Consider the following 25,655-nt stretch of genomic DNA (forward strand, 5'->3'; position numbering starts at 1 on the left):
ATATGCTGCTTTACGCTTTCACATTATGATTGAACAAGCGAGACAATTTGTTTTTTCTTCCATACGAGCTGATAGTAGCTGTATTGGAGGAGTAAGTTCACAAAAAAAGCAGCTGGGTAGCCAATCCATATTCCTTTAATGCCAAGAGATGTATAGTGTGATAGCACATAAGCGACTGGTACTTCTACAAGCCAAATGGAACAAATACTAAAGATCGTCGGCCAAAGAACCGTCCCGCTTGCTCTCATTGTGGCTGCAACAATTTGGGCCGTTCCAAAAATGAGATAGCTCCATAGTGTAATGACGACCAAACTATAGGCAATGTCTATTGTCTTAGGATCTGTTAAAAAGATAGATAAAATCTGCGGTGCAAAAATATAAACGAAAATAATGATACATCCGCCTATGGCAAAGTTAAGTCCTAACCCAATTTTAATGACATCTTTCAGTCGATTCATATTCCCTGCACCAATGAATTGTGCTGCAAAGATTGAGACCGCAATGCCAAGACTCACTGCCGGCATCTGCACATAACTCACGACTTGATTGACAACACCATAGGCAGCTGTCGCCTGTGATCCATAATCGTTAACGAAAGAAATAACGGCAATTTCTGATAAAGAAATAAGGATCATATTAATGCTTGATGGGATACTAAGCTTTAATAACGTTTTTAATAGATCCCCTTTCATTAATAAATGCTTTCTCACCGATGCATCAATGCGAAGCGGATGCTTTGTCTTATATAAGTAGATATGTAGAATGATAAACGTCACAATTGTTGAAATCACAGAAGCATACGCAGCGCCATATAAGCCGAACGCCGGCAGTCCCAGCCAGCCAAATAATAAAATGGGCAGCATCAAAATATTCGTTGCCGTACTAATCATTAAGAAATAAAAAGGTGTTTTCGAATCCCCTGTTCCCCTCAAGAAGGTCGTATAAACAAAATAAAGAAATAAGATCGGCATTGAGATGAATAGAATTCTGGCATATGCCGCACTTTCCTCCACGATATTAGCGGGTGTTCCCATGAGGTTTAAGATATCAGTTGCGAAAAAACCTCCAATGATCGCTAAAAATACTCCGATTAAAAAAGTGAATGAAAGCGTTGTGCCAATAATTTCTTTTAATTTCTGTTCATTTTTTGCTCCATACGCTTGTCCAATAAGGATCGAGCTCCCCGATCCAATGCCAATGGAAAAAGAAACGAGTAAAAAGAAAAGCGGAAAGAATGCAGAAATGGCAGCTACTGCATCCTCTCCAATCCATCTTCCGACAAGAACAATTGACACTAATTGTCCGATCGATTGCAAAATATTACTTAGCAAAAGCGGGATGAGAAAAATGGACATGGTTTTTACTAAAGATTGATTATTATCTAACGTCATGATGGTTCTCCTTCTCTCTCTAAATCTAAAGATTCTCAGCAAGTATGCTGACAATACGGTCTTCTATCTCTTTCCCTTTTTCGTCATCAACAAGGTGATTTAATAAGATGGAAAAAGCGAGCGTTTTTCCGCCCTGCGTGTCAATATATCCAGAAAGTGTGCTGACCGTTGTTAACGACCCTGTTTTTGCACGTACTTTTTCTAGTGTAGCTGGTTCCTTCAATCTGTTCCTTAACGTTCCCCCCACCATTCGTTCACTTGCTCCTGCTAAAGGGAGCGCATGTTCATAGGTTTTAAACCATTTTTCCTTTTGAATGTTTGTCAAAAATAAAGTGAACTGGTTAGCGGAGACAAGGTTAATAGGTGATATCCCCGATCCGTCACGCAGCACTGCAAGCGAAGGATCGATGCCAAACGCAGGAAGCCGTTCATTCATGACATCCAGCCCAGCTTCAAAGATCCCTTTGTTCTTCACTTTTTTGCCTAGTTCCTTTAGCAAAATTTCTGCATGGGTATTGTTGCTTAATTTCATCATAGGAACAAGTAGCTCTGATAATGGCATCGATGTATGGGAAGCAATTTTTTTGGCTTTTTTAGGAACTTGTTTTGATTTCAGCGGTCCCTTTACTTGAATCCCTTCCGCCTTTAACGCTCGTTTCATTAAGTCTAAAGCATAGGCGGACGGATCCCATAAAGCTACCCATTGTTTAGATGAGCTTGCTTTAACCGGAATGGTTCCAGTCAACGTTATCTTGTTGGTTCCGTGAGAGCGCTTAAAAGAAATTTTCTTTTTTCCGCCTTCTGGAACGGTTTTCACTTGATTGATGACTTGAGCGACATCCGTCTTCGGGATCATATCATAGGCGGCTTTCTGTCCTGCTTTTTTTCCTGGTTTTACTTCGAGAATCACGGTCCCTGCATCATAATCTAGATTCGGTGAAGCAGTGAGAGCAGAAATTTGTGCACCGTAATATTGATCCTCATCACTCCAAGGCAGATCAATGGAATATCTCGTGTCATCAAACCAAGTATCATCTGCCGCAAGCTGTCCGCGAATGGTATGTATTCCGGCCTTTTTGACCTGTTTGGCGAGTGCTGCAAAATCCTCCTCTAATAAAGTCGGATCGCCGGTGCCACGAAGATAAAGGCTGCCATGTAGCGTTTTCTTTTGAATAGAACCATCCATCCAGATGTCTGTAGGGAATGTGTGTGTTTCTCCAAGTATATCAAGTGCGATGGCTGATGTGAGCAGTTTCATATTAGAAGCAGGAGTAAGACGAATATCGGCTTGATGTTCATAAAGAAGAGAGGTGTCAGAAGTATCGCGGACGCTGATGCCAGAGATCGCGCCCTCTAAATCAGGTGCTGTTCGTATGAATTCGTCTAAAGCTGTCATCCATTGAAGTGAATCGTCACGAGCTTTGAGTTGTTCATCTTTCGCTGAAAAAGGGAGAAATAAAATCGACAGGATACATATTTGTAAAAACATGAGCTGTGAAAAACGCTTCACGCAATCCCTCCTTTTTGTTGCAGCCAATTTTAGAAGAATATGTTCATTATACACAAAAGAACGTTTGTTCTCAAAGGTTTTTTAAACAGAAAAGTCAGCTTTCTTTGACGAAAACTGACAAGCCCTTTACCTCTTTTCTGGATTCCAGCCATCGGCTCCGCCAAGAACAGCCTGAACTGTGATTTGACTTGCTTCATTTTGGGTTAAAATGGTTGACCATTTTACGCGGTTTGCTGGACTGCTTCCTGCTCCTGTCGATCCAAATTCTTTGTACCTGGCTGTACTTTCGTTGTCACGGTTATCCCAGTTATGCCATCCCTCGGCTTTTATATGGTCATCCATTTTTGTATGGAGGAATGTCACAGCCGAATAAGGTCTCCACGGACGTCCTAAATAAACCGATTGCACAGCTGCCGTTCCCTTTTTCAACGTAGAATCTATGAATACATAGCCGTACCTTTGTGCTTCTGTTGTGGATGCTGCAGTAATATACCCATTTCCAAGGCTTTTTATTTCAGCTCTTTTAAACACAGCTGTGGCTGATCCAAAAATAAAATCGACCGTGCCTTCAATATAGCAGTTTTCGTAATATTGTCGCCCAGTGCCCGTTGCATAAAGTGTATCTTGATAGCCTAACACACGTATTTGTTTGAACACAGCCCGGTCGCCAGACACATACAGCGCAACTGCCTGACCCGCATGTCTGCCAGCTGTATTTTGAAAGGTGATATTTTCTGCATAAAAATCGTTTGCACGAATCATTGTGCTTGAGCTGTTTGTTGTACTCCCAGTGCTTGCATTTGTATCATCATACGTAAGAATCGTCTTGTGCTGGTTTTCGCCAATAAAGGATACGTGTGGCTTATTTTGCGGAAGCAATATTTTTTCTTTATATACGCCATTTTTAATATAGATCGTTGCCGGTTGTTGATTGTTTGCTGGAATCGCATCAATGGCAGACTGAACGGTGCGGTATGTCCCGCTTCCCTTTTGATCAACGACAAGGACGCGGTTATGCCCGGCTTCTGCTGCTTGAAGTGAAGCTGGGTCAAAAAGAAAGAAAGACAAGACCATGACCATCCATATGTTTCTAAATTTCATCACATATCTCCCCCTCATTTTGTGAACGTTTTCATCAAACATTCTTTTTGATCCTATTCCGTACACGCACAAAAAAACACCCACGTTTTTATGGGGACTGACCCCATAAGATGAGACAAATAAAAACACCTTCAAGTTTGAAAACGGATCGTTGTAATCCGAAATAAAACATGGAGGTGTTTTTTCTATGGGGACAAGAGTGAGTTATCCGGTTGAAGTCAAGCAGAAGGCTGTAGAAATGAGATTGGCAGGCGTATTTATGAAAGAGATCATGCAGGAATTGAATATCAAGAATAAGACGCAGGTTCAGACATGGGTGAGGTGGCATAAGGCTGGGGATACACACCGGTTCGAACAGCCTGTTGGAAAACAATATACCTATGGAAAGGGTCCCGAGTACTCTTCCGAATTAGAGAGACTGCAGGCAGAAAATCGCTATTTGAGTCAACAGAATGAAGTTTTAAAAAAGTACAACGAATTGGAAAGGAAGTTGATAAGGAAACGTCAATCAAACTAGTAGAAGAATTGTGCAAAATGATGACAGTACAGGACATTTGTGTCCATTTAGGCATCTCTCGCGCTTCGTACTATAGATGGAAAAAAGATCTGACTCAGAATCATTCTAAAAAACAATTAGAGGAACAAATCGGCACGTTGTGCCGAGAGCACAAGTATCGATATGGATATCGAAAAATCACAGCCATACTAAAAGTGAGAATGCTTATTAACCATAAAACTGTTCAACGTATCATGCAGAAAAACCAGTGGCAGTGCCGGGTTAAAATGAAAAAGCGTAAGAAAAATGGGCATCCCTATGCTGTGGCTGGTAATATACTGGATCGGAACTTTCAGTCTGATCGCCCTCTTGAAAAACTAGTAACGGACATCACGTATTTGCCTTATGGACAGAAACAATTGTACCTTTCCAGTATATTGGATTTATATAATGGAGAAGTGATTGCGTTTACGATTGGTGATAAGCAGGACACAGACTTTATTTTAAACACACTTGATCAGCTCCCAGCACTGCCTGAAAACTGTGTGTTACATAGCGACCAAGGTTCTGTGTATACATCTTACGAGTATCAGAAAGCTGTTCATATAAAAGGCATTACCATGAGCATGTCCCGTAAAGGGACGCCCGCTGATAATGCCTCCATCGAATCGTTTCATTCCTCGCTAAAGTCTGAAACGTTCTATCTTAACAGCATTGATCGAACTACGACCACCATCGTAGAACGCACTGTCAAAGAATACATTTATTATTATAACAACATTCGTATTCAAACAAAACTAAACAACCAATCACCGATCAACTATCGGCAATTGGCTGTATAAAGGTGTTTTGATCCCTGTCTCAAAAACGGGGGTCAGTCCCATGTTGTGGATGTTTTTTTAGACTTTTCATATTGCATCGCATAAATCCCTTCATTTTCAATCCATTCACAAAATAGAACGTCTCGATAAGAGGAAATATGCTGCTTTTTTAATTGCTCATTCAGCCAAGATTCATCAAAGCCGGCTTCTTGAAGATCTTTTTTTAAAATTTCGCCGTCAATAATAAACGTTCTAGGCAATTTCACTTCTTTTCCCTTCACGTTCACATCTTCGGCTGTGGCTGGGGCGTATTTCATTTTCGGAAGAACGCTGACAGAGCCGTCCGTTTCCAAAATAGCATATTCAATTTCATTCAGGGCAAAATGGCCTTTTCCTCGCACCAGTGTCTGCAACTGATTGATATCAAGCATATTCTTCTTCAACCGATTGTAGCGAATCTTCCCCTTATCAATCACAAGAGTAGGTCTTCCTTCTAATAAAGCGCGAATGGATTTAAAGCGCTGTGAAAGCCATTCAACTGTATAAATGAGAACGCCCCATACTGCAACAGCAAACAAAATGTGCTGAATCCTGACTTCCGGATCAAAAATAGCGTTTCCGACCATTTCGCCTAAAATTAGTGCAGAAATGAAATCAAACGGTGTGATTTGTGCAAATTGTGTTTTCCCTAATAATTTTGTAATAAAAAATAAAGCGAAAAATCCGATTAAGAGTTCAATCAAAATATTAACGAACGGCACAAAAATTCCTTCCTTTCTTGCTGCATTTATATACAGCATATACATGAAAGGAAGGATCTAAACCATTTATGAAGGCAATAAAATAAAGACATTGTCCCCTTCAACGAATGTTTCATATGTTTTAACGCATCCGTGGTCTGGTGCTTGAACGTTTCCTGATGAAAGATCAATTTTCCAATCATGCATTGGACAGAAAACGTGATTCCCGCTCACCATGCCTTCAGCCAGAACGCCGCCTTTATGAGGACAGCGATTTTCAATGGCTTTGAACTGCTTATTAGAAGTTTGAAAAACAGCTAATTCAAGTGTACCGACTTCAACTGTTTTCCCTAGCTGGAGCGGAAAATCTGATAGGGTGCCAATGTGAACTTTAACAACTGAAACTGTCATATGATCTCATCCCTTCAATTGATTTATACGGAAGCCGTCGCTTTTTGAAATAATTGTCTCGTGTCTTTTTGGCTCTCGCGAAGCTCCTGCCAAGGCTCTTCATATGTTGAAAGCGCAATGTCCATTCTTTCGATTAAGGCTGCTCGTTTTTCATCATCCAGGAGTACTGATTGAATATGATCTAACCCAAGTCGCTCAACCCAAGCAGAGGTTCTTTCTAAATAATTTGCCGTTTCTCTGTAATATTGAAGGTATGCTGCGGCCATTTGCTCTACTTCTTCTGCTGTACTGACCTTCATTAATAATTCTCCAGCCCGCAAGTGTGTGCCGCCATTTCCGCCGGCGTACAATTCAAACCCTCCATCTATTCCCACAATACCGAGGTCTTTAATTCCGGACTCTGCACAGTTTCTCGGACAAGCAGAGACGGCCATTTTTACTTTATGCGGTGTCGCAAGACCTTCAAATTTCTTTTCAAGTGCAATTCCAAGAGCCATGGAGTCCTGCGTGCCGAACCTGCAAAATTGTTCTCCAACACATGTTTTAACTGTTCTTAAAGATTTCCCATATGCATAACCCGATGGCATATCTAGATCCGCCCACACTTTTGGTAAATCTTCTTTTTTGACACCTAGAAGATCGATACGCTGACCGCCAGTCATTTTCACAAGCGGTATTTCATATTTGTCGACGACATCGGCTATTTTCCTCAAGTCATTTGCATTGGTGACGCCGCCGTACATTCGCGGAACAACTGAATAGGTACCATCGTTTTGAATATTGGCATGCATGCGTTCATTTACAAAGCGTGAGCTCTTTTCATCTTTGTATTCAAGTGGATAAAGCATGCCTAAATAATAATTCAGTGCAGGTCGGCATTTTGAACAGCCCTCTTCTGTATTCCAGTCAAGTACATTCATTACTTCTTTGACATGCTGCAAGCCTTTTTCTTTGATTTCATGAATGACTTCATCTCGTGAAAGAGTGGTGCAGGCGCAGATGGTTTCTTTTTGGGCTGTCCGGCTTGCATCCTCACCTAGCGTATGCCAAAGAATCTCTTCGACAACAGGCTGACAGCCTCCGCAAGATCGTGAGGCACTTGTACATTGCTTGACTTCCTGAAACGTTGTTAAGCCTTCTTTCTGAATGGCTTCTACAATCTGCCCTTTTGACACGCCATTACAGCCGCAAACGATATGGTCGTTTGCCATGCTGTCAATCGTGCTTTCTTGCGCCGGATCATTGGAGGTTAAGACAGATACCTTCTCCATATCCGACATATCTATTCCTTCTTTAATGTACGAGAATAAACGAGGTCCGTCGCTTGTTTCTCCAAACATGACTGCGCCTACTAATCGGTTTTGCTGGAAGACGAGTTTTTGATAGATGCCTTTTTGTTCGTCAAAAATTTTAATCGCTTTTTTCTCATCGTTTTCAATAAAATCACCAGCTGAAAATACATCAACTCCTGATACTTTCAGCTGTGTTGACAGAACAGAGCCTTCATATGGAGCAGGGTTCAAGCCGCATACATGCTTGGCAAGTACAGCCGCTTGATCGTATAAAGGAGCAACTAATCCGTACGTTTGTCCCCTGTGTTCCACACATTCTCCGACGGCATAAATGCCTGGGACACTCGTTTCCATAAAATCATTGACGATAATCCCACGGTTCACTTCAAGCCCGCTTATTTCTGCAAGCATTTTACTTGGTTTAATTCCCGCAGCCATGACGACTAGGTCTGTCTCAAGTGTAGTGCCGTCTGAAAATGATAATCCTTCTACTCTTGTATCTCCTAAAATCTCATTTGTCTGTTTTCCAAGCAGAAATTTCATCCCCTGTTCTTCTAATGCTTTTTGAAGAAGCTGTCCTGCAATAGGGTCTAGCTGGCGTTCCATTAAATGAGAGCCGAGGTGAATGACATTCACTTCCATCCCTAAGTTTAATAGACCGCGTGCTGCTTCAAGCCCAAGGAGTCCGCCTCCAATGACTGCTGCTTTTTTGTACATAGTAGAGGCATTGACCATTTCCTCAGTGTCTTGCAATGTACGAAAAGCCGTTACGCCTTTTTTATCACTCCCTGGAATTGGCAGAATAAATGGAAGTGACCCTGTTGCTAAAATCAATCGGTCATAATATACGGTCCGTCCTTGATCACTGGTGACTGTTTGGTTCTCTGTATCGATCTTCACAATGGTCTCGTTTGTAAACAGCTGAATATCATGCTTTTGGTACCAGTTCCAATCGTTTAACGTAATATCTTCGACTTTCGTATCCCCTTGAAGCACTTTCGATAAAAGAATTCGGTTATAGTTAGGATGCGGTTCAGTCCCAAATACCGTCATGTCGAATCGTTCGCCGTCTGTTTTTAAAATGTTTTCAAGGCTTCGAATGCCGGCCATACCGTTCCCCACTAATACGAGTTTTTCTTTCATGAAAAAACACCCCTCATGTGATCATTTTTTAGAAAGTACCATAATCTAAACATAGATGAAAAATACATGTTAAAATTTCTCACATAGTTTTCAATTCTTGTAGGCTGACAGCTGTACAGGACAATATTTAAAACCTGGCATTTTACTGTGTGGATCTAACTGTTTACCAATTAATAGGTTAATTGATTGATGTTTATTCCAGTGAAATGGAACAAACACAGTATCTTTTCGGGTGGTATCTGTTATGTGGCACCTCATGATGACACTACCTCGTTTTGACTGGATGGTGACGAGTTCCCCGTGCTGAATCCCGTAAGCTTCGGCTGTATCAGGATGAAGCTCTACATAAGCTTCAAACTGCCGGGCAACAAGAGAGGTGCTTTTTCTTGTTTGAACGCCCGTTTGGTAATGAGCCATCACCCTGCCGGTCGTTAAATAGAGTGGATATTCTGGACTGACTGGTTCTTTTGCACCCTGTTGTCCATGTGCAACGACTGCAAATTTTGCTAATTTATCAGGATGTGAGAATTGATGCTCAAATAGTCTTTCTGTTCCTCGGTCTTCCAAATGAGAGCAGGGCCATAATATGCCTTGCGTCTTCCTTAACCTGTCATAGGTCATACCGGAATAATCGGCTTTGGCTCCTTTCGTTGCTGTTCTCAATTCCTCAAAGATGTCTTCTGCAGATGAAAAAGAAAAAGAGCCGCCTTTGCCTAATACTGCTGCTAAATCACAAATGATTTGCCAATCGTGCTTTCTTTGGTGTTTGAGTGGATAGGTTGCTTCTCTCAGCGTAACGCGTCCTTCTATGTTCGTCATGGTCCCTTCGTCCTCTAAATATGACGAAGCTGGTAAAATAACATCTGCGAGTGCAGCCGTCTCAGAGATAAATAAATCAATTGCGACAAAAAAGGACAGCTGCTCGATGGCTTTTTTGATAAAGCTTGCATGCGGACCTGATTGAACGGGATTAGAACACATTAAAAAGAGCGCTTTTATCTCTCCTTTCTGCATTTTTTCAAACATTTCAAAAGCAGATACACCTTTTCCAGGCAGTTCTTTTTCATCGATCTTCCATATTTCGGCCATTTCTTTTCTATGTACTGGGTTTGTGATATCACGGTAACCAGGAAGCTGATCTGCTTTTTGTCCATGCTCTCTTGCACCCTGTCCATTTCCTTGCCCAGTAATCGCACCATAGCCACACCCAATCCGGCCAATTTTCCCAGTAACAAGCAGAATATTCAGGAAATTACGAACGGATGCTGTCCCGTCTATTTGCTGCTCAATGCCTCTTGCAGTCAGAATCATGCCTGTTTTTTCGCGTGCGAATTTTCTCGCTATTTTTTGAATGACTTTCATCGATACACCGGTTTGCTGCGTAATGTCTTGCAGGGACATGTGTGAAATATGCTGTTTCATTTCTTGAAAACCTGATGTTCGTTTTTTAATAAATTCTTCGTCTAGTAACTGTTCATGAAGCATGACGTGTAAGATTCCATTTGCGAGTGCAGCATCTGACCCAGGCCTTAAGCTGACATGTAAGTCAGCTAGTTTGGCTGTTGCTGTTTTTCGCGGATCGATCACGATGAGAAATGCCCCGTTCTTTTTAGCTTCTTCCAAGTACGGTATGAGGGTCGGCTGACATTCCGCTATATTGGTTCCAACCAATAGTAAAACCCGGGCATGCTTGATGTCACGAAGCGGAAAGGTTAGACCCCGATCAAGTCCAAATGTTTGGTTAGCTGCTGTTGCTGCTGAAGACATACACAGTCTTCCATTGTAATCAATGTATTTCGTTTTAAGGGCGACCCTTGCAAATTTTCCGAGTAAATAAGCTTCTTCATTTGTAATCGATGCACTACCATACACACTGATAGCATCGTTCCCATGTTCCGTCTGAAGGGTTTGAGTGCGTGCTTTGATTTCGTCAAGTGCCTCTTGCCAAGTCACTTTGACAAATTGACCGTTTCTTTTGATGAGGGGGTGATTCAATCGTTCCTTGTGCAGTGCGTGCTGGTGGGCATGCTGCCCTTTCATACAGATCCTGCCGAACGTGGTTGGATTATGAATACCTATCGTCTGGTAGCGTGTTCGCCCTTCTGCGTGCTGCTCGACTAATTGCATTTTGCACTGCATACTGCAAAACGGACATTGAGATGGGAACACCCTTTTTCGCTCTTGCTGCTCTGATGTTTGCTGCACATATTGTAAAAAAGATTGATTCATACATTCACACCCTTTTGTCTACTTTGCTCAAATTGTTCGCAGAGCTCTTCTCTCATTTCCTCATCGAGCAATTTTTCTCGGATGGAAATGATGCCGTTTTTTTGGATCCAGTCTCCAATAGATTCTTGAAAATATGCACGTTTTCTATAGTCTTCAAGCAGTGCTTTTAAAAAAGGAATCAGCTCATCCGTTCGGCTCACAGAATAAAAAAGTTGACCTGCCTTAGGTTGACGTATGCTGCCTCCTATATAAATGTCCCATTCATCCAGCTGCTTCTTGATGCAGATGTCATAGATGGGGCTGAAATGACATACGCAGGAAGGACCAGCGATATGAATCGATGTGACTGCAGGTAAAAGCGTGTTTTCTAGTTGTCTTTCGATCTCCATGACAAGTGTTGTGACAGATGAATCGTGATGACAATCACATGAAAGAACATGAGAAAGTCTCTTGCTTTCTTGTGGCATGATGTGTCCATGTTCTTTTACAATATGGGCGGCCTCTTGTGAAATACCGATCAGCCGAATTCGTTTATTCTCCGTTAGTTCTACGTGCTGAATTTGCTTTTGCTCTAATAATCCGGTTATCATCTGTAAAAATGTCAGATCAAGACGGCCACCATATAACTGAGGCATTAGTATGTGCTCATGATCTGATGGGCTGTCTTTTACGAAAAGATCTTGAAACTGCTCAAGATAGTATGGAATGGCTGCTCGGCACTTGTCACAGCCGTTATCTGTCATCCAATCAAATTGTCTTCTTACTTGCTCTTCATTTAGCGGATGCTGATTTTTTATATACGAAAAAATGGTCTCTTCCTCTACATTTGTGCACGAGCAAAACGTGTCCAGGGCTTCCGTTAGCTGATTTGATGAGACATGGTAGCAGGCACGAACAAGCTCTTGACAGCCTCCGCAGCCCGTTGCGGCACCTGTCTGCTTTTTGACTTCTTCTAAGTCTTTCAGCTGATGGACCGATATGCTTTTGAATATTGCTCCCTTCGTCACCGTATGGCATTGGCAGATGAGATCCTCTGCTTTTAATGAATCTAAAGGGGATATCTGCTCTTCATTCAGTGATTTCATGACTACGCTTTTATCACGCCCCACTTTTACATCCTGCAAAAGCTGCTCAGCTCTCTCAAGTTGACCAACTAATACAACGCCTGTGAGCACATCATGTTCAAACACTAGTTTTTTATATACTTCTTGTTCTTCATCTAAGTAAGTCACCACTGAAGCGGAGGGGGATCGGTTTACAATACTGCCAGCAGAATAAATAGATATGTCATTTGCTTTCAATTTTGTTGAATAAATGGCAGGAGGTAAATTCGTGACCAGTTCATCTAATAAATGATTCGCAAGCACGTTTGCTTGTTCATAAATAGGCTGCACAAGACCGTGCACCATCCCCTTATGCTCTGCACATTCTCCAATAGCATAAATATTCTCAACGTTTGTCTGCATGACATCATTTACAACAATGGCTTTTCTTGTATGAATGCCGTGCTGTTTTGCAAGCTCTATATTCGGACGGACCCCCGTTGTGAAAACCACGAGATCAGCATCCACGATGCCTCCACTTTTTAACAGAACGCCTTCTACTCTCTCGTTTCCTACACATGCAATCGTATGAGCATTTGTTTTTACCTGAATCCCCTTGCGACTTAATTGTTGAGACAAAAGTCCTGCAGCTGTTTCATCTAATTGGCGTTGCATAAGCCAATCCGTGTGATGAATCAAGGTTGTCTTCAGTCCAGCGATCTGTAAACCAGCGGCCACTTCCACACCAAGTACACCACCTCCAATGACTGCTGCACGCTCATAGCGTAAAGAATCAGCGTAAATGGCCTCATAATCGTCAATCGTACGAAAAGCATAGACCCCTTTTTTGGATACGCCTTGTATAGGCAGAAAATGAGGCGATGAGCCTGTGGCGATAACCAGTTTGTCATACGGGATATTCCGGCGTGCTTCTGTCATGAGCAATTGACGCTTTGTATCGATGTGGACAACTGCTTCGCCTGTTTGGATGGTGATGTCATGTTTGGTGTACCATTCTTTTGGCTTTAGTTCAATTTGAGACAACGATTCACTTTTTTGTAAAACCGATGAAAGTTTTATTCGATTGTAAGCTGGGTGCTTCTCTTTTCCAATGATTGTGATGGAATAGCGTTCTGGCTGTTTCTTTACGATATGTTCGATACATTTCATACTCGCCATGCCATTTCCGATAAACAAGAGTTTACGTTTCGCCATGTGAGATCAACCTTTCTAGCTTTTTGCGCCAAAGCAATGTTTGCCTAGATTATGGCACACATTTGTAAAAAAGTGTTTATCCATGTCATTTTTTCTAACACAATACTTCCATTCTTTCTATCAACTCGCTATCTTTAAGTCAGAAAATTCAAAACAAAGGAGGGGTTTTGTGAAACTCTCAGAATTGACTTCTAGTGGTCATCCTAAGACATTGTTTGGTTCATTTTTATATTTTGACGTGAGTTTCATGATTTGGGTTTTGCTGGGGGCACTCGGTGCATTTATTGCACAAGATTTTGCCTTATCGACAATAGAAAAAGGCATGATTGTAGCCATTCCGATTTTATCTGGATCTTTTTTTCGAATTGTGCTAGGCCTATTAACAGACCGAATGGGACCTAAAAAAACAGCGATGATGGGCATGATTTTGACCACCATTCCGCTCATATGGGGGTTTTTCGGTGGTACAACCCTTTCAGAGCTAGTACTGATCGGGATTTTATTAGGGGTTGCAGGTGCGAGTTTTGCGGTCGCTTTACCGATGGCAAGCCGCTGGTACCCTCCTCATTTACAAGGGATAGCGATGGGAATTGCCGGCGCCGGAAACAGCGGAACACTGATCTCGACACTCTTTGGACCAAGACTTGCGGAGATGTATGGCTGGCATACAGTAATGGGGCTCGCTCTTATTCCTTTAAGTTTCGTCTTTTTGTTTTTTATTTTCACAGCAAAAGATGCACCAAACCAGCCCGCCCCTCAGCCGCTTCGGTCCTATTTTTCAGTCTTTCAAGTGAAAACAACGTGGTTTTTCTGCCTGCTTTATGCGATTACATTCGGTGGTTTTGTCGGCCTTTCAAGTTTCTTGAGTATTTTCTTTGTGGACCAATATGCGATTTCAAAAATTCATGCTGGTGATTTTGTGACGCTTTGCGTGGCGGCAGGCAGCTTCTTTCGGCCAGTTGGCGGTTTGATTGCCGATAAAATTGGCGGGATGAAAGTACTGCTCGGTTTATTTGCTTTGATTGGTATCTGTTTAGGGGCAGTGAGTAGTCTACCTGCTTTACCAGTGGTCATTGCGCTTTTATTTGTCGGAATGATGTGTCTTGGTATGGGGAATGGGGCGGTGTTCCAGCTTGTGCCGCAAGTGTTTCATAAGGAAATTGGGATTGTGACTGGAATTGTAGGGGCTGCAGGAGGCATTGGGGGATTCTTTTTACCAAACGTTCTTGGCAGTTTAAAAGAAATGACGGGCTCCTATACGTTTGGTTTTTTGACCATTTCTCTTTTTGTTCTTGCTGTCTTCCTCTGTTTGGTTGTATCCCAGTTCAAACGTAAAAAAGTCATTATCCAGCCAACCATGTCTGAATCATAAAAAGCCATGACCACTCTTTGGTCATGGCTTTTCTCTATATATGGTAAACACCCTTTGTTTGACCTATTTTGGCAGAACCGAACTCCCCATTAAATAACGGTCTACCTCATGCGCCACTTGTCTGCCTTCGTTAATTGCCCAGACAATCAAGCTTTGACCGCGTCTTGCATCTCCCGCTGCAAATACGCCTTCTACATTCGTTGTATATTCCCCATATTTTGCGTCAATCCGATTGTTTTTGCTGTCCACGCCAAAGTGTTTCACTAGTGGCTGTTCAGTTCCCTCAAAACCAATCGCAATAAAGACTAGCTGAGCTGGCCATACCTTCTCTGTTCCTGGAATCTCATGAAATTCAAACTTCCCTTGCTCGTTTTTCACCTTTTCCATTTGAATGGTATGAAGCTCTTTTAACTTCCCATTTTTATCAGCCACAATCTTTGTGGTTTGAATCGAATATTGGCGCGGATCTTCTCCAAATTTTGCTTGTGCTTCTTCGTAAGCATAATCTAGAGAGAAGACATAAGGTTGTTCTGGCCACATGTTATCCCCTACACGTGTATCTGGAAGCTTTGGATGCTTTCCGAATTGAACAACACTTTTTGCTTTTTGGCGAAGTGCAGTTGCGACGCAGTCAGCGCCTGTATCTCCTCCGCCAATCACAATGACGTCTTTCCCTTTTGCGTCAATAAAGTTTTTATCTTTGAATCCTGAATCAAGCATGCTTTTTGTTGCGAGTGTTAAATAATCCATTGCCAGGTGAATCCCTTTTGCTTCCCTGCCTTCAATTAACAGGTCACGCTGCTTTTGTGCACCTGTACAAAGGATGACCGCATCAAATTGCTCTTTCAGTTCATCAGCCGTGATATCCACACCAATTTCTGTATTGGTCACAAAGTCAATGCCTTCTTGTCTTAGCAGTTTAACTCTGCGCTCAACGACTTCTTTGTCGAGCTTCATATTAGGAATACCATAAGTGAGCAGTCCGCCTAGACGATCAGATCGTTCAAACACGGTTACAGCGTGTCCTGCTTGGTTTAGTTGGTCTGCACTTGCCAGTCCTGCTGGTCCTGATCCGACAATAGCAACCTTTTTCCCTGTACGGCTTGAAGGAATTCTTGGTGTAATCCAGCCATTTTCAAAACCTTTATCAATGATCGTCCGTTCGATATTTTTAATCGATACTGCTGGATCATTGATGGCGACGGTACATGAGCCTTCACAAGGTGCTGGACATACTCTTCCAGTAAATTCAGGGAAATTGTTCGTTTTTTGTAGTCTTTCAAGCGCTTCTTTCCATCTGCCCCGGTAGACAAGGTCGTTCCATTCTGGAATTAAATTGTAGATCGGGCAGCCAGAAACGCCGCCCCTGATCTCCATCCCAATTTGACAAAACGGTGTTCCGCAATCCATACATCTAGCACCCTGCTGTTTCAATACCTCATCTGTATAAGGAGCTGAATATTCTTTCCAGTCATTTTGACGAGTGAGAGGGTCACGTTCATTTGGCTTTTCTCTTTTATAATCCATAAAACCTGTTGCTTTGCCCATTGTCCTCTCCCCTTTCTTAATGAGCGACGGCTGCTTTTTGCCCGTTTGCCGTTTCTTTATTTTTCGGTTTTGTGTTTGCTTCAAATGCGAACATAACGGCTTCCTCGTGGCTGAGGCCTGCTTGTTTTTGTTCCTCAATGCTTTGAAGCATCATTTTGTAATTTCTCGGAATGATCTTAATGAATTGATTCTTTTCTTGTGCCCAGTTCTCTAGAAGCGCTGCTGCTTTTGAGCTGTTTGTATAATCAAGGTGTTCCTGAATCATTTGCTTCACTTCTTGTTCTTCTTCGTGATCTGTGAGTTTTTCAAACATGATCATTTCCATGTTGCACATTCTTTTGAACTGTTTTGCATCGGATGTATGCACATAAGCGATACCGCCAGACATCCCTGCGCCAAAGTTTTTCCCGACGTCACCTAAAATGACAACACGTCCGCCAGTCATGTATTCACAGCCGTGATCACCGATTCCTTCAACGACCACATTGACACCTGAATTACGAACGGCAAATCGTTCACCTGCACGACCGTTAATATACGCTTTTCCGCTTGTCGCGCCGTAAAATGCAACGTTACCGACAATCACGTTCTCATGTCCATTTTGTACAAAGTGATCAGATGTTTTGACAGCAATTTTGCCTCCAGAGAGTCCTTTGCCGATATAGTCATTTGAGTCACCTGTTAAATATAAAGACATCCCCTTTGGAACAAATGCGCCGAAGCTTTGTCCAGCTGAACCAGTGAACCGAAGTGTGATCGTATCCTCTGGCAGGCCTTCTTCTCCGTAGCGCTTAGACACTTCACTTCCCGTAATCGTTCCAGCTACACGGTGAATGTTGCGAATGTTTAGTGACAGATCAACTGGTGTTTGATGATCGAGCGCTTCCTGTACATAAGGGAGAATCTCATTCATATCCAGTGATTCATCAATTTTATGATTTTGCGGCGTTCTGAATGTGCGTGCTCCCTCTGGCTGATAAAGCAGGGTTTCAAGGTTCAGCTGTCCTGCTTTCCAGTGTGATTTTGCTCTTTCACTTACTGATAAGACATCCGTACGTCCAATCAATTCATCCATTGATGTAAATCCAAGTTCAGCTAAGATTTCTCTTACTTCCTCTGCAATAAACATCATGAAGTTGACAATGTGATCAGGGTCACCCATGAATTTTTTGCGAAGTTCCGGGTTTTGAGTAGCGACACCGACTGGGCAAGTATCTAAATGACATGCTCTCATCATGACGCATCCTAATACGACAAGTGGAGCTGTCGCAAAGCCGTATTCTTCTGCTCCTAAAATCGCAGCCATGACAACGTCGCGTCCTGTCATTAATTTGCCATCCGTTTCAAGAACGACTCGCTCTCGAAGGCCGTTTAAGACAAGGGTTTGATGCGCTTCTGCCAATCCAAGCTCCCAAGGAAGTCCTGTATGTTTAATACTTGTTTTCGGAGAAGCCCCAGTACCGCCATCATATCCACTAATAACGATGACATCCGCTGTCCCTTTTGCGACACCTGCTGCAATCGTACCAACGCCAGCTTTAGAAACTAGCTTGACACTGATGCGTGCATCACGGTTTGCATTTTTCAAATCATGGATCAATTGAGCCAAATCCTCGATTGAATAAATATCATGGTGAGGCGGTGGTGAGATTAGGCCAACACCTGGCGTAGAACCACGTACGTCTGCGACCCAAGGATATACTTTATTCCCTGGCAGTTGTCCACCTTCTCCAGGCTTTGCCCCTTGCGCCATTTTAATTTGCAGTTCATCTGCATTGACTAAATAATGACTTTTCACGCCAAAGCGGCCAGAAGCAATCTGTTTAATCGCACTTCTGCGATCATCCCCGTGCTCATCTACTGTGAAGCGTGCAGGGTCTTCCCCGCCTTCTCCGCTGTTGCTTTTGCCGCCAATTCGGTTCATCGCAATCGCTAGTGCTTCATGCGCTTCTTTACTTAATGAACCAAATGACATCGCACCTGTCTTAAAGCGGCGTACAATGGATTCAGCAGATTCAACTTCTTCTAGACGAACTGGCTTTTGTTTTGAATGAAAAGCAAATAGATTTCTAAGGAAACCAATTCGTTCTTCATCCGCCGCCTTCGTATATTGCTTAAATAGATCATAATCTTCGTTGCGGCATGCCCACTGAAGGGTATGAATGGTTTTTGGGTTAAAGGCATGATGCTCTCCATTTTTTCTCCACTGGAACTCACTGCCTGATTCTAGCGTTTGATCAGTTGATGCCTGATACCCAGCCTCATGACGAAGCTTTGCTTCACTTGCAATGGTGTCAAGATCAATACCGCCTAGCTGAGAAGCTGTTCCTGTGAAATACGCCTGGATGACATCTTCACTAATGCCGACTGCTTCAAAAATTTGTGCGCCTCGATAGCTTTGGACAGTGGAAATTCCCACTTTAGACATTACTTTAACTACGCCCTCAGTCACACTTTTCCCAAACTTTGTGACAGCTTCATCAAAGCTAATCGCAATCGCTTCTTCAGCAATAAGCTGTTTGTATGTTTCGTAAACGAGGTACGGATGGATCGCATCTGCACCGTAGCCAATCAGTGCGGCAAAATGATGAACCTCTCTTACTTCTCCAGATTCGACGATTAAGCTCACCTTTGTTCGTAAGCCTTGACGCACAAGATGCTGATGAAGTGCACTCAATGCAAGAAGTGGTGGAATCGGCACTTTTTCTTCCGTCATGTCACGATCGGAAAGAATTAGTAAAGATACCCCTTCACGAATCGCTTTTTCTGCCTCTTCAAACATCGCATCAAGACCACGTTTTAGGTCATCAGTGAAAAGTGTATGAATCGTTTTGCTTTTAAAGGCGTTATGAACAATCGTTTTCAAGCCGTTGAACTGCCCGCTTGTTAAAACAGGTGTATAAAGTTTAATTCTTCGGCATGAATATTCATTTGGATGTAAAATATCTCCCTCAGCACCTAACCAAGTCATGGTCGATGTAACGAGCTGCTCACGAATGGCATCAATTGGCGGGTTCGTGACTTGAGCAAACAGCTGTTTGAAATAAGAAAACAGCGACTGCGCACGATCTGATAACACAGCAAGCGGTGTATCACTTCCCATCGAGCCGATTGGGTCCTTTCCTTCTTCTAGTAAAGGAATTAAATACTTTTGAATGTCTTCGTACGTATAATGGAAAGCACGCTGACGTGTTAACAAGTCACTCATGATACTAGAATTTTCTGAATTTTCTTCAGAGCGATTGACGTGAACCATTTCTTCATCGAGCCATTTTTGATAAGGAAGTTCATTCGCAATCGAAGATTTCACTTCTTCATCAGAAATAATGCGTCCTTCTTCTAAATCGATTAACAGCATTTTACCTGGTTCAAGACGGTCTTTATACTTCACATCTTCTTCATTTGTGTCGATGACGCCGACCTCAGATGAGAAAATGATATGATCGTCATTTGTCACGTAGTATCTCGCGGGTCTTAATCCGTTCCGGTCTAAGATGGCGCCGATTTGTTTACCATCCGTAAACGAAATCGCTGTCGGACCATCCCACGGCTCCATTAACGAACTATGATATTCATAAAATGCCCGTTTCTCTTTAGACATGTGCGTATTCTCCGTCCACGGCTCAGGAATCAGCATCATCGCTGTATGAGCAGGAGTACGCCCTGCAAGCACGAAAAATTCAAAGGCATTGTCTAAAATGGATGAATCACTTCCGTCTGCATTCAGCACTGGCAAAATCTTGTCTAGATCTTCTCCGAAGGCTTCAGACACGAATTGTTGTTCTCTTGCTCTCATCCAATTGATGTTTCCTCTTAATGTGTTGATTTCTCCGTTATGAATTAAGTAACGGTTTGGATGCGCTCGTTCCCATGTCGGGAATGTATTTGTACTAAATCTTGAATGAACGAGTGAAAATGCAGAAACAAATGTTTCATCCTGTAGATCAAGATAAAAAGCATCAACTTGATCTGATGTTAAAAGTCCCTTATATACAATGGTTTGACTAGACAGACTGACAAAGTAAAATTGTTTTTCCTCTGCTGTTCCCCAGTTTTCAGCCTGCTTGCGGATGACGTATAATTTTCGTTCAAATGACAAACGGTCTGTTACGTTGTCGTTTGCTCCGATGAACACTTGCCGGACAACCGGACAGCTCTTCGCTGCAACCGTTCCAATTTTCCCAGCATCAACAGGGACCGTTCTCCAGCCAATTAATGTTTGCCCTTCTTGTTTAATGAAGCCGTTGATCTTTTGTTCGATCGCTTGACGCGTTTTGGCATCATCATCTTTTGAAAAGAACACCATTCCTACCCCGTAACGGCCCTTTTCAGGAAGTGCAAAGTCTTGACAGTTCTTTCTAAAAAAAGCGTCTGGCAGTTGTACCATTAAACCGGCACCATCACCTGTATACGGATCACTGCCTTGCCCGCCGCGGTGATCAAGCTGGCACAGCATTTGCAATCCCTTTTTGACGATGCTATGTGTCGCCTCCCCTTTTAAATGGGCGTACAGTCCGATTCCACATGCATCATGTTCAAATTCAGGACGGTAGAGACCTTGTGGTTGTGGTAGTTGATTATAAGTCATCGTTTCTCTCCCCCGTTTAAAAGATCCGTTTTTTCACAGTAATAAAATCTCACAAACTCTGTAACTTATTTTAAGTTTTCAAATTAATATAAACAATATATAATTTAGATCAAAACAATCTCTTTTTGAGATAGATGGGTGTGAAGTGCAAAAATGGAGCTTCGTCAATTACGTTATTTTGTAGAAGTTGCTGACCGTGAACACGTGTCAGAAGCGGCTGAAAACTTACACGTTGCCCAATCTGCCATCAGCCGGCAGATTGCCAATTTAGAAGAAGAACTTGGAGTGGCTTTATTCGAACGAGAAGGACGAAATATCAAATTAACGAAAATCGGCAGACAATTTTTGGACCATGTCAGAACCGCCCTAAAAGCGATAGATTACGCCAAAGAACAAATTGATGAATACTTAGACCCCCACAAAGGGACAGTGAACATTGGATTTCCTACAAGTCTAGCAAGCCAAGTGCTCCCTTCTGTCATTTCCGCATTTAAGCTAGAATATCCAGAGGTCGATTTTTTACTTCGTCAAGGTTCCTATAAGTTTCTGATTGAAGCTGTCAAAAATCGAGACATTGATCTTGCCTTTTTAGGACCCGTCCCGACAAACGATCCTCAAATAGAAGGAAATATCTTGTTTTCCGAAAGCATTTATGCCCTTTTACCTATTAGTCACCCCTTTAGCGGGCAAAGAAGTATTCATTTAAGTGATTTGAGAAAAGACCATTTCGTTTTATTTCCTGAAGGATATGTGCTGAGACAAATTGCGGTTGATGCCTGTAAGCAGGCTGGCTATGAGCCAACTATCTCATCTGAAGGAGAAGATTTGGATGCCATTAAAGGTCTTGTGTCAGCGGGTATGGGCGTTACCTTATTACCCGAAAGTGCTTTTTATGAAACAACACCGCGATTTACAGTGAAAATTCCCATTGATTTCCCTCAAGTGAGAAGAACGGTCGGAATTATTGCGTCTAAATCAAGAGAGATGTCTCCTTCTGCCCATGATTTTTATATGTTTGTAAAGGACTTCTTTTCAAAAATTGAACAATATAAATAATTCATTGAAACAAGACATTTCATTTGTAGAAATAATCCCTCTTTGTATATGATGAGTTACAGAACAACAGACTATATGGAAGAAAGGTAATCGTATGAAATCAATTTTATCGTTTTTAAAGCCCTATCGGCTATCCGTTGTGTCCATTGTGATTCTCACCTTTTTAAGCAGTATGCTCCAGCTGTATTTACCGACGCTTACGGCAGATATCGTTGATGTCGGGATCGTCCAAGGAGATGTCGCTTATATATGGAAGGTTGGGGGCTGGATGGTGGCTTGTTCTTTACTTGCCATCTTGCTCACGATTTGGAAGTCCTACTTGTCATCTAAGACAGCTCTAGGCTTCGGGCGTGATATGAGAAGACAGCTGTTTGTGCATGTCGAACAATTCTCATTAGAAGAATTTCAAAAAATCGGGACATCTTCCTTTATTACAAGATCCACAAATGATGTGAAACAAGTTCAAGATGTCACGATCATGATCTTACAAATGATGACACGGGCGCCTCTTATGCTCGTTGGTGGAATTATTTTGGCTGTATCTAGAGATGCTGTGTTATCTCTCATCTTTTTAGCAGCTCTTCCCCTTCTTGGCGGGTTCATTTATTTGGTGTCAAGAAAAGCAATCCCCCTCTTTGGCCAGCTTCAGAAAAAAACGGACCGGCTGAACTTGATTATGAGAGAGTCGCTTTCAGGCATTCGGGTCATTCGAGCGTTTAACCGAGTAGATGACGAAAAAGAACGTTTTCAAGAAGCCAATACATCGTATAAGGATACTGGCCTTAAAGTCAATCGATTAATGGCGTACTTGTTCCCTTTTATGCTCATTATCATGAACTTCACGAATATCGGCATTGTCTGGATTGGCGCTAATCGGATTGATGCCGGACAGATGGAAGTCGGGAATCTGATCGCCTTCATTCAATATGCGATGATGATTTTAATGGCACTCATTATGCTGTCTATGAGTTTTATTATGGTGCCTAGAGCTCAGGCATCAGCTAAACGGATGAATGAAGTGTTAAATCTAGAACCAAAAATTAAAGACAAAAAAGAAGCTGTCACTAAACTTGATCAGCCAGCCCAGTCCATTCGCTTTGAGAATGTGTCATTTTATTATTCAAATGCTGAAAAACCAGCCGTTCAAGACATGACGTTTGAAGCCAAAAAGGGTGAAACGACGGCGATCATCGGCAGTACAGGTTCCGGGAAAACGACACTTCTTCAGCTGATGACACGTTTTTACGAGGCAACAGAAGGAAAAATTACATTAGATGGTGTCGATATTAGAGAATTGCCTCAAGAGAAACTGAGAAGTCAGATGGGCTATGTTTCTCAAAAAGCCATTTTATTTAGCGGAACCATTGCTGATAATGTGCGCTTTGGCAAACGAGATGCTACAGATGACGAGATTTGGCAGGCACTGCGGACAGCACAGGCCGAAGAATTTGTTTTGCAAAAAGATGGCGGAATTCACGCAGAGATAGACCAAGGGGGTTCGAATCTCTCTGGCGGTCAAAAACAACGTCTTTCGATCGCAAGAGCACTCGTAAGAAAACCTGCATTCTACCTGTTTGACGATAGCTTCTCTGCCCTTGATTACAAAACGGATGCAAAACTTCGGTCAGCGCTAGAAGCTGAAAAAGAGCATGCTGCTTTGATTATTGTGGCTCAAAGAATCAGCACAGTGAAGCATAGCGATAAAATCATTGTGTTAGATGATGGAAAAATAGCAGGTATCGGTACACATGAACAGTTACTGAAAGATAACCTTGTCTATCAAGAGATAGTCGCATCACAGGAAGGTCAGGAGGTGGAGCAAGGATGAGTAAAAAAATGTCGTCTGGAATGGGACATAAAGGCGGTCACCCAAGGGGCCCAGTACAAAAACCGAAGGAATTTAAAAAAACACTTCTTCGTTTAACGGGCTATTTAAAACCGAGGAAATTTCAGCTGATCATTGTCCTGATTGCAGCGATCGGTTCAACCGTTTTTAATGTCGTCAGTCCAAAATTACTTGGGGATGCCACCTCTTCCCTATTTGAAAGTTTTACACAAGGAACTGGCGTTCAATTCGATGTCATTTCACGCATTTTATTGCTGCTTGTTCTATTATATGTCGTAGCATCTCTCTTCTCATTCGTGCAGCAATATGTGATGGCGGGTGTCTCGCAGCAGACCATTGCTGAATTAAGGCAAGAAGCAAATGACAAGCTCACACGTCTCCCCCTTCGTTATTTTGATAAAACAACACACGGAGACACGCTGAGCCGGGTGATGAACGACATTGATAATATTAATACTTCTTTACAGCAGGCACTCACGCAAGTGATCACATCTGTTATTACAGTCATTGGAATTGTCGTCATGATGCTTTTCATCAGTCCGCTACTGACGCTGCTTGTTTGTTTGACGCTGCCTCTTAGTTTGTTTGCGATTCGAGGCATTACATCATTTTCGCAAAAGCATTTTAAAGCACAACAAAAAGAACTAGGGATGATCAATGGACATATTAATGAAATGTTCACAGGACATCAGACGGTTCGTGCGTATGGCTATGAAAAGAAAGCCATTGATACATTTGATCAATTAAACGAACAACTATATGAATCTTCAAGAAAAGCACAATTTATCTCCGGCTTAATGATGCCGATGATGACCTTTATTGGGAATCTTGGCTATGTGGCGGTAAGTGTTGCTGGCGGAATTCTTGTCATTAACGGGAATATTCGTGTTGGGGATGTGCAAGCATTTATCCAATACACACAGCAAATGTCGCAGCCACTTGTGCAAGCATCCAGTGTTGCAAACTTAGTTCAATCTGCTATCGCTTCTGCTGAACGGGTGTTTGAAATTCTGGATGAAGAAGAAGAACATGCGCAAGAAGATGCAGCGATTGATCTTAAATCCCTTTCCGGAGATGTGGCCTTTGAGCACGTTCACTTCGGTTATGAGAAAGATCAACCCATTATTAAAGATTTGAATTTACAAGTCCGAGAAGGACAAACGGTGGCCATTGTTGGGCCAACAGGCGCTGGAAAAACAACGATTATTAATCTGTTAATGCGCTTTTACGAGCTAGATCAAGGCTCCATTCGCATTGGCGGCGTAAAAACCACCGACCTCAGCCGAGAGCAAGTGCGTGACTTATTTGCGATGGTTCTTCAGGATACATGGCTCTTTGAAGGCACAATTTATGACAACATCGCATATGGCAGACCAAATGTTTCAAAAGAGGATGTGTTGAAGGCCGCTAAACATGCCTATGCAGACGATTTCATCCGCACCCTTCCAGATGGATATGACACACTCTTAACAGAAGATGCCGGCAACCTCTCACAAGGTCAGCGTCAACTGTTAACCATCGCCCGTGCCATCTTATCTGATCCGAAGATATTAATCTTAGATGAAGCAACAAGCAGTGTCGATACACGGACAGAGATGCATATTCAAAAAGCGATGAATGAATTAATGAACGGCAGAACAAGCTTCGTCATTGCACATCGACTTTCAACGATTAAAGATGCCTATCTCATTTTAGTCATGAAAGATGGCACGATCATTGAAAAAGGAACTCATCGTGAGCTTTTGAAAGAAAAAGGCTTTTATGCCGACCTCTATATGAGTCAATTTGCCGAAAACCAAGTCGGTTAAACAGCACCAAAAAGGATAGACAGCATGTAAAAATGCCTGTCTATC

15 protein-coding genes are annotated in these 25,655 nt (G+C 42.3%); 5 read left to right on the plus strand and 10 right to left on the minus strand.

The features are described 5' to 3' along the window. Positions 1–23: 23 nt before the first annotated feature. From MHI58_RS10055 to MHI58_RS10065, 3 genes are all read right to left on the minus strand, one after another. The gene (locus MHI58_RS10055) at positions 24–1,391 is read right to left on the minus strand and encodes an MATE family efflux transporter (protein WP_045035314.1); all 1,368 of its coding nucleotides are present in this window, start codon (positions 1,389–1,391) and stop codon (positions 24–26) included. Positions 1,392–1,416: 25 nt separating this feature from the next. Continuing rightward, positions 1,417–2,901, minus strand: a complete 1,485-nt coding sequence (dacB, locus tag MHI58_RS10060) for a D-alanyl-D-alanine carboxypeptidase/D-alanyl-D-alanine-endopeptidase (RefSeq protein ID WP_368004315.1) — start codon at positions 2,899–2,901, stop codon at positions 1,417–1,419. Positions 2,902–3,027: 126 nt separating this feature from the next. Next, positions 3,028–4,002, minus strand: coding sequence for a pectinesterase family protein (locus MHI58_RS10065; RefSeq protein ID WP_044332996.1), 975 nt, complete (start codon positions 4,000–4,002; stop codon positions 3,028–3,030). Between the two features lie 187 nt (positions 4,003–4,189). Between MHI58_RS10065 and MHI58_RS10070 the strand changes: the two genes are divergently transcribed. Continuing rightward, a protein-coding gene (locus MHI58_RS10070; RefSeq protein WP_156351405.1) for an IS3 family transposase occupies positions 4,190–5,340 on the plus strand; the annotation gives its coding sequence in 2 pieces (ribosomal slippage) (positions 4,190–4,463 and positions 4,463–5,340; 1,152 coding nt in all). 32 nt (positions 5,341–5,372) lie between these two features. Here MHI58_RS10070 and MHI58_RS10075 read toward each other — a convergent pair. The 5 genes from MHI58_RS10075 to nirB (MHI58_RS10095) all read right to left on the minus strand — a co-directional run bounded on the left by MHI58_RS10075 (position 5,373) and on the right by nirB (MHI58_RS10095) (position 13,392). Next, positions 5,373–6,080 carry a DUF421 domain-containing protein gene (locus MHI58_RS10075; RefSeq protein ID WP_045034971.1) on the minus strand — a complete coding sequence of 236 codons (708 nt, stop codon included), beginning with the start codon at positions 6,078–6,080 and terminating at the stop codon, positions 5,373–5,375. A 66-nt stretch (positions 6,081–6,146) separates the two neighbouring features. Next, positions 6,147–6,470 carry a nitrite reductase small subunit NirD gene (gene nirD, locus MHI58_RS10080; RefSeq protein WP_044332990.1) on the minus strand — a complete coding sequence of 108 codons (324 nt, stop codon included), beginning with the start codon at positions 6,468–6,470 and terminating at the stop codon, positions 6,147–6,149. Between the two features lie 23 nt (positions 6,471–6,493). Further along, positions 6,494–8,905: a nitrite reductase large subunit NirB gene (gene nirB / locus MHI58_RS10085; protein ID WP_045034972.1), complete on the minus strand. Its 2,412-nt coding sequence runs from the start codon at positions 8,903–8,905 to the stop codon at positions 6,494–6,496. Between the two features lie 90 nt (positions 8,906–8,995). Further along, positions 8,996–11,134 (minus strand): molybdopterin oxidoreductase family protein, encoded by a 2,139-nt coding sequence (locus MHI58_RS10090; protein WP_041507108.1) that lies wholly within the window; start codon positions 11,132–11,134, stop codon positions 8,996–8,998. Next, positions 11,131–13,392, minus strand: coding sequence for a nitrite reductase large subunit NirB (nirB, locus tag MHI58_RS10095; protein WP_041507107.1), 2,262 nt, complete (start codon positions 13,390–13,392; stop codon positions 11,131–11,133). The genes MHI58_RS10090 and nirB (MHI58_RS10095) overlap by 4 nt, the downstream gene beginning before the upstream one ends. Before the next feature lie 169 nt (positions 13,393–13,561). Here nirB (MHI58_RS10095) and MHI58_RS10100 point away from each other — a divergent pair, with 169 nt between their 5' ends. Then, on the plus strand, positions 13,562–14,764 hold the full coding sequence (locus tag MHI58_RS10100; protein ID WP_041507106.1) for a NarK/NasA family nitrate transporter: 1,203 nt from the start codon (positions 13,562–13,564) through the stop codon (positions 14,762–14,764). Positions 14,765–14,827: 63 nt separating this feature from the next. Here MHI58_RS10100 and gltD read toward each other — a convergent pair whose 3' ends face one another. Next, positions 14,828–16,312: a glutamate synthase small subunit gene (gene gltD / locus MHI58_RS10105; protein ID WP_008346585.1), complete on the minus strand. Its 1,485-nt coding sequence runs from the start codon at positions 16,310–16,312 to the stop codon at positions 14,828–14,830. Positions 16,313–16,328: 16 nt separating this feature from the next. After that, entirely contained in the window at positions 16,329–20,900 is a 4,572-nt protein-coding gene (gltB, locus tag MHI58_RS10110; protein WP_045034973.1) for a glutamate synthase large subunit, read from the minus strand. Positions 20,901–21,053: 153 nt separating this feature from the next. Between gltB and MHI58_RS10115 the strand changes: the two genes are divergently transcribed. From MHI58_RS10115 to MHI58_RS10125, 3 genes are all read left to right on the plus strand, one after another. Beyond that, positions 21,054–21,956, plus strand: coding sequence for a LysR family transcriptional regulator (locus MHI58_RS10115; protein WP_024718330.1), 903 nt, complete (start codon positions 21,054–21,056; stop codon positions 21,954–21,956). A gap of 94 nt (positions 21,957–22,050) precedes the next feature. After that, positions 22,051–23,784, plus strand: coding sequence for an ABC transporter ATP-binding protein (locus tag MHI58_RS10120; RefSeq protein WP_041507104.1), 1,734 nt, complete (start codon positions 22,051–22,053; stop codon positions 23,782–23,784). After that, on the plus strand, positions 23,781–25,610 hold the full coding sequence (locus MHI58_RS10125) for an ABC transporter ATP-binding protein (RefSeq protein ID WP_368004316.1): 1,830 nt from the start codon (positions 23,781–23,783) through the stop codon (positions 25,608–25,610). The genes MHI58_RS10120 and MHI58_RS10125 overlap by 4 nt, the downstream gene beginning before the upstream one ends. The last annotated feature ends 45 nt before the right edge of the window (positions 25,611–25,655 follow it).

This window comes from Bacillus sp. FSL K6-2869, assembly GCF_040869405.1.
Classification (GTDB): domain Bacteria; phylum Bacillota; class Bacilli; order Bacillales; family Bacillaceae; genus Bacillus; species Bacillus altitudinis.

What these genes read in the sequence shown, in the direction of transcription:
- MHI58_RS10115 (WP_024718330.1), top strand. Translation starts at nt 21,054, where the DNA reads ATGGAGCTTCGTCAATTACGTTATTTTGTAGAAGTTGCTGACCGTGAA.
- gltB (WP_045034973.1), bottom strand. Translation starts at nt 20,900, where the DNA reads ATGACTTATAATCAACTACCACAACCACAAGGTCTCTACCGTCCTGAA.
- MHI58_RS10055 (WP_045035314.1), bottom strand. Translation starts at nt 1,391, where the DNA reads ATGACGTTAGATAATAATCAATCTTTAGTAAAAACCATGTCCATTTTT.
- gltD (WP_008346585.1), bottom strand. Translation starts at nt 16,312, where the DNA reads ATGGGCAAAGCAACAGGTTTTATGGATTATAAAAGAGAAAAGCCAAAT.
- nirD (WP_044332990.1), bottom strand. Translation starts at nt 6,470, where the DNA reads ATGACAGTTTCAGTTGTTAAAGTTCACATTGGCACCCTATCAGATTTT.
- nirB (WP_041507107.1), bottom strand. Translation starts at nt 13,392, where the DNA reads ATGGCGAAACGTAAACTCTTGTTTATCGGAAATGGCATGGCGAGTATG.
- MHI58_RS10125 (WP_368004316.1), top strand. Translation starts at nt 23,781, where the DNA reads ATGAGTAAAAAAATGTCGTCTGGAATGGGACATAAAGGCGGTCACCCA.
- MHI58_RS10120 (WP_041507104.1), top strand. Translation starts at nt 22,051, where the DNA reads ATGAAATCAATTTTATCGTTTTTAAAGCCCTATCGGCTATCCGTTGTG.
- nirB (WP_045034972.1), bottom strand. Translation starts at nt 8,905, where the DNA reads ATGAAAGAAAAACTCGTATTAGTGGGGAACGGTATGGCCGGCATTCGA.
- MHI58_RS10065 (WP_044332996.1), bottom strand. Translation starts at nt 4,002, where the DNA reads ATGAAATTTAGAAACATATGGATGGTCATGGTCTTGTCTTTCTTTCTT.
- MHI58_RS10090 (WP_041507108.1), bottom strand. Translation starts at nt 11,134, where the DNA reads ATGAATCAATCTTTTTTACAATATGTGCAGCAAACATCAGAGCAGCAA.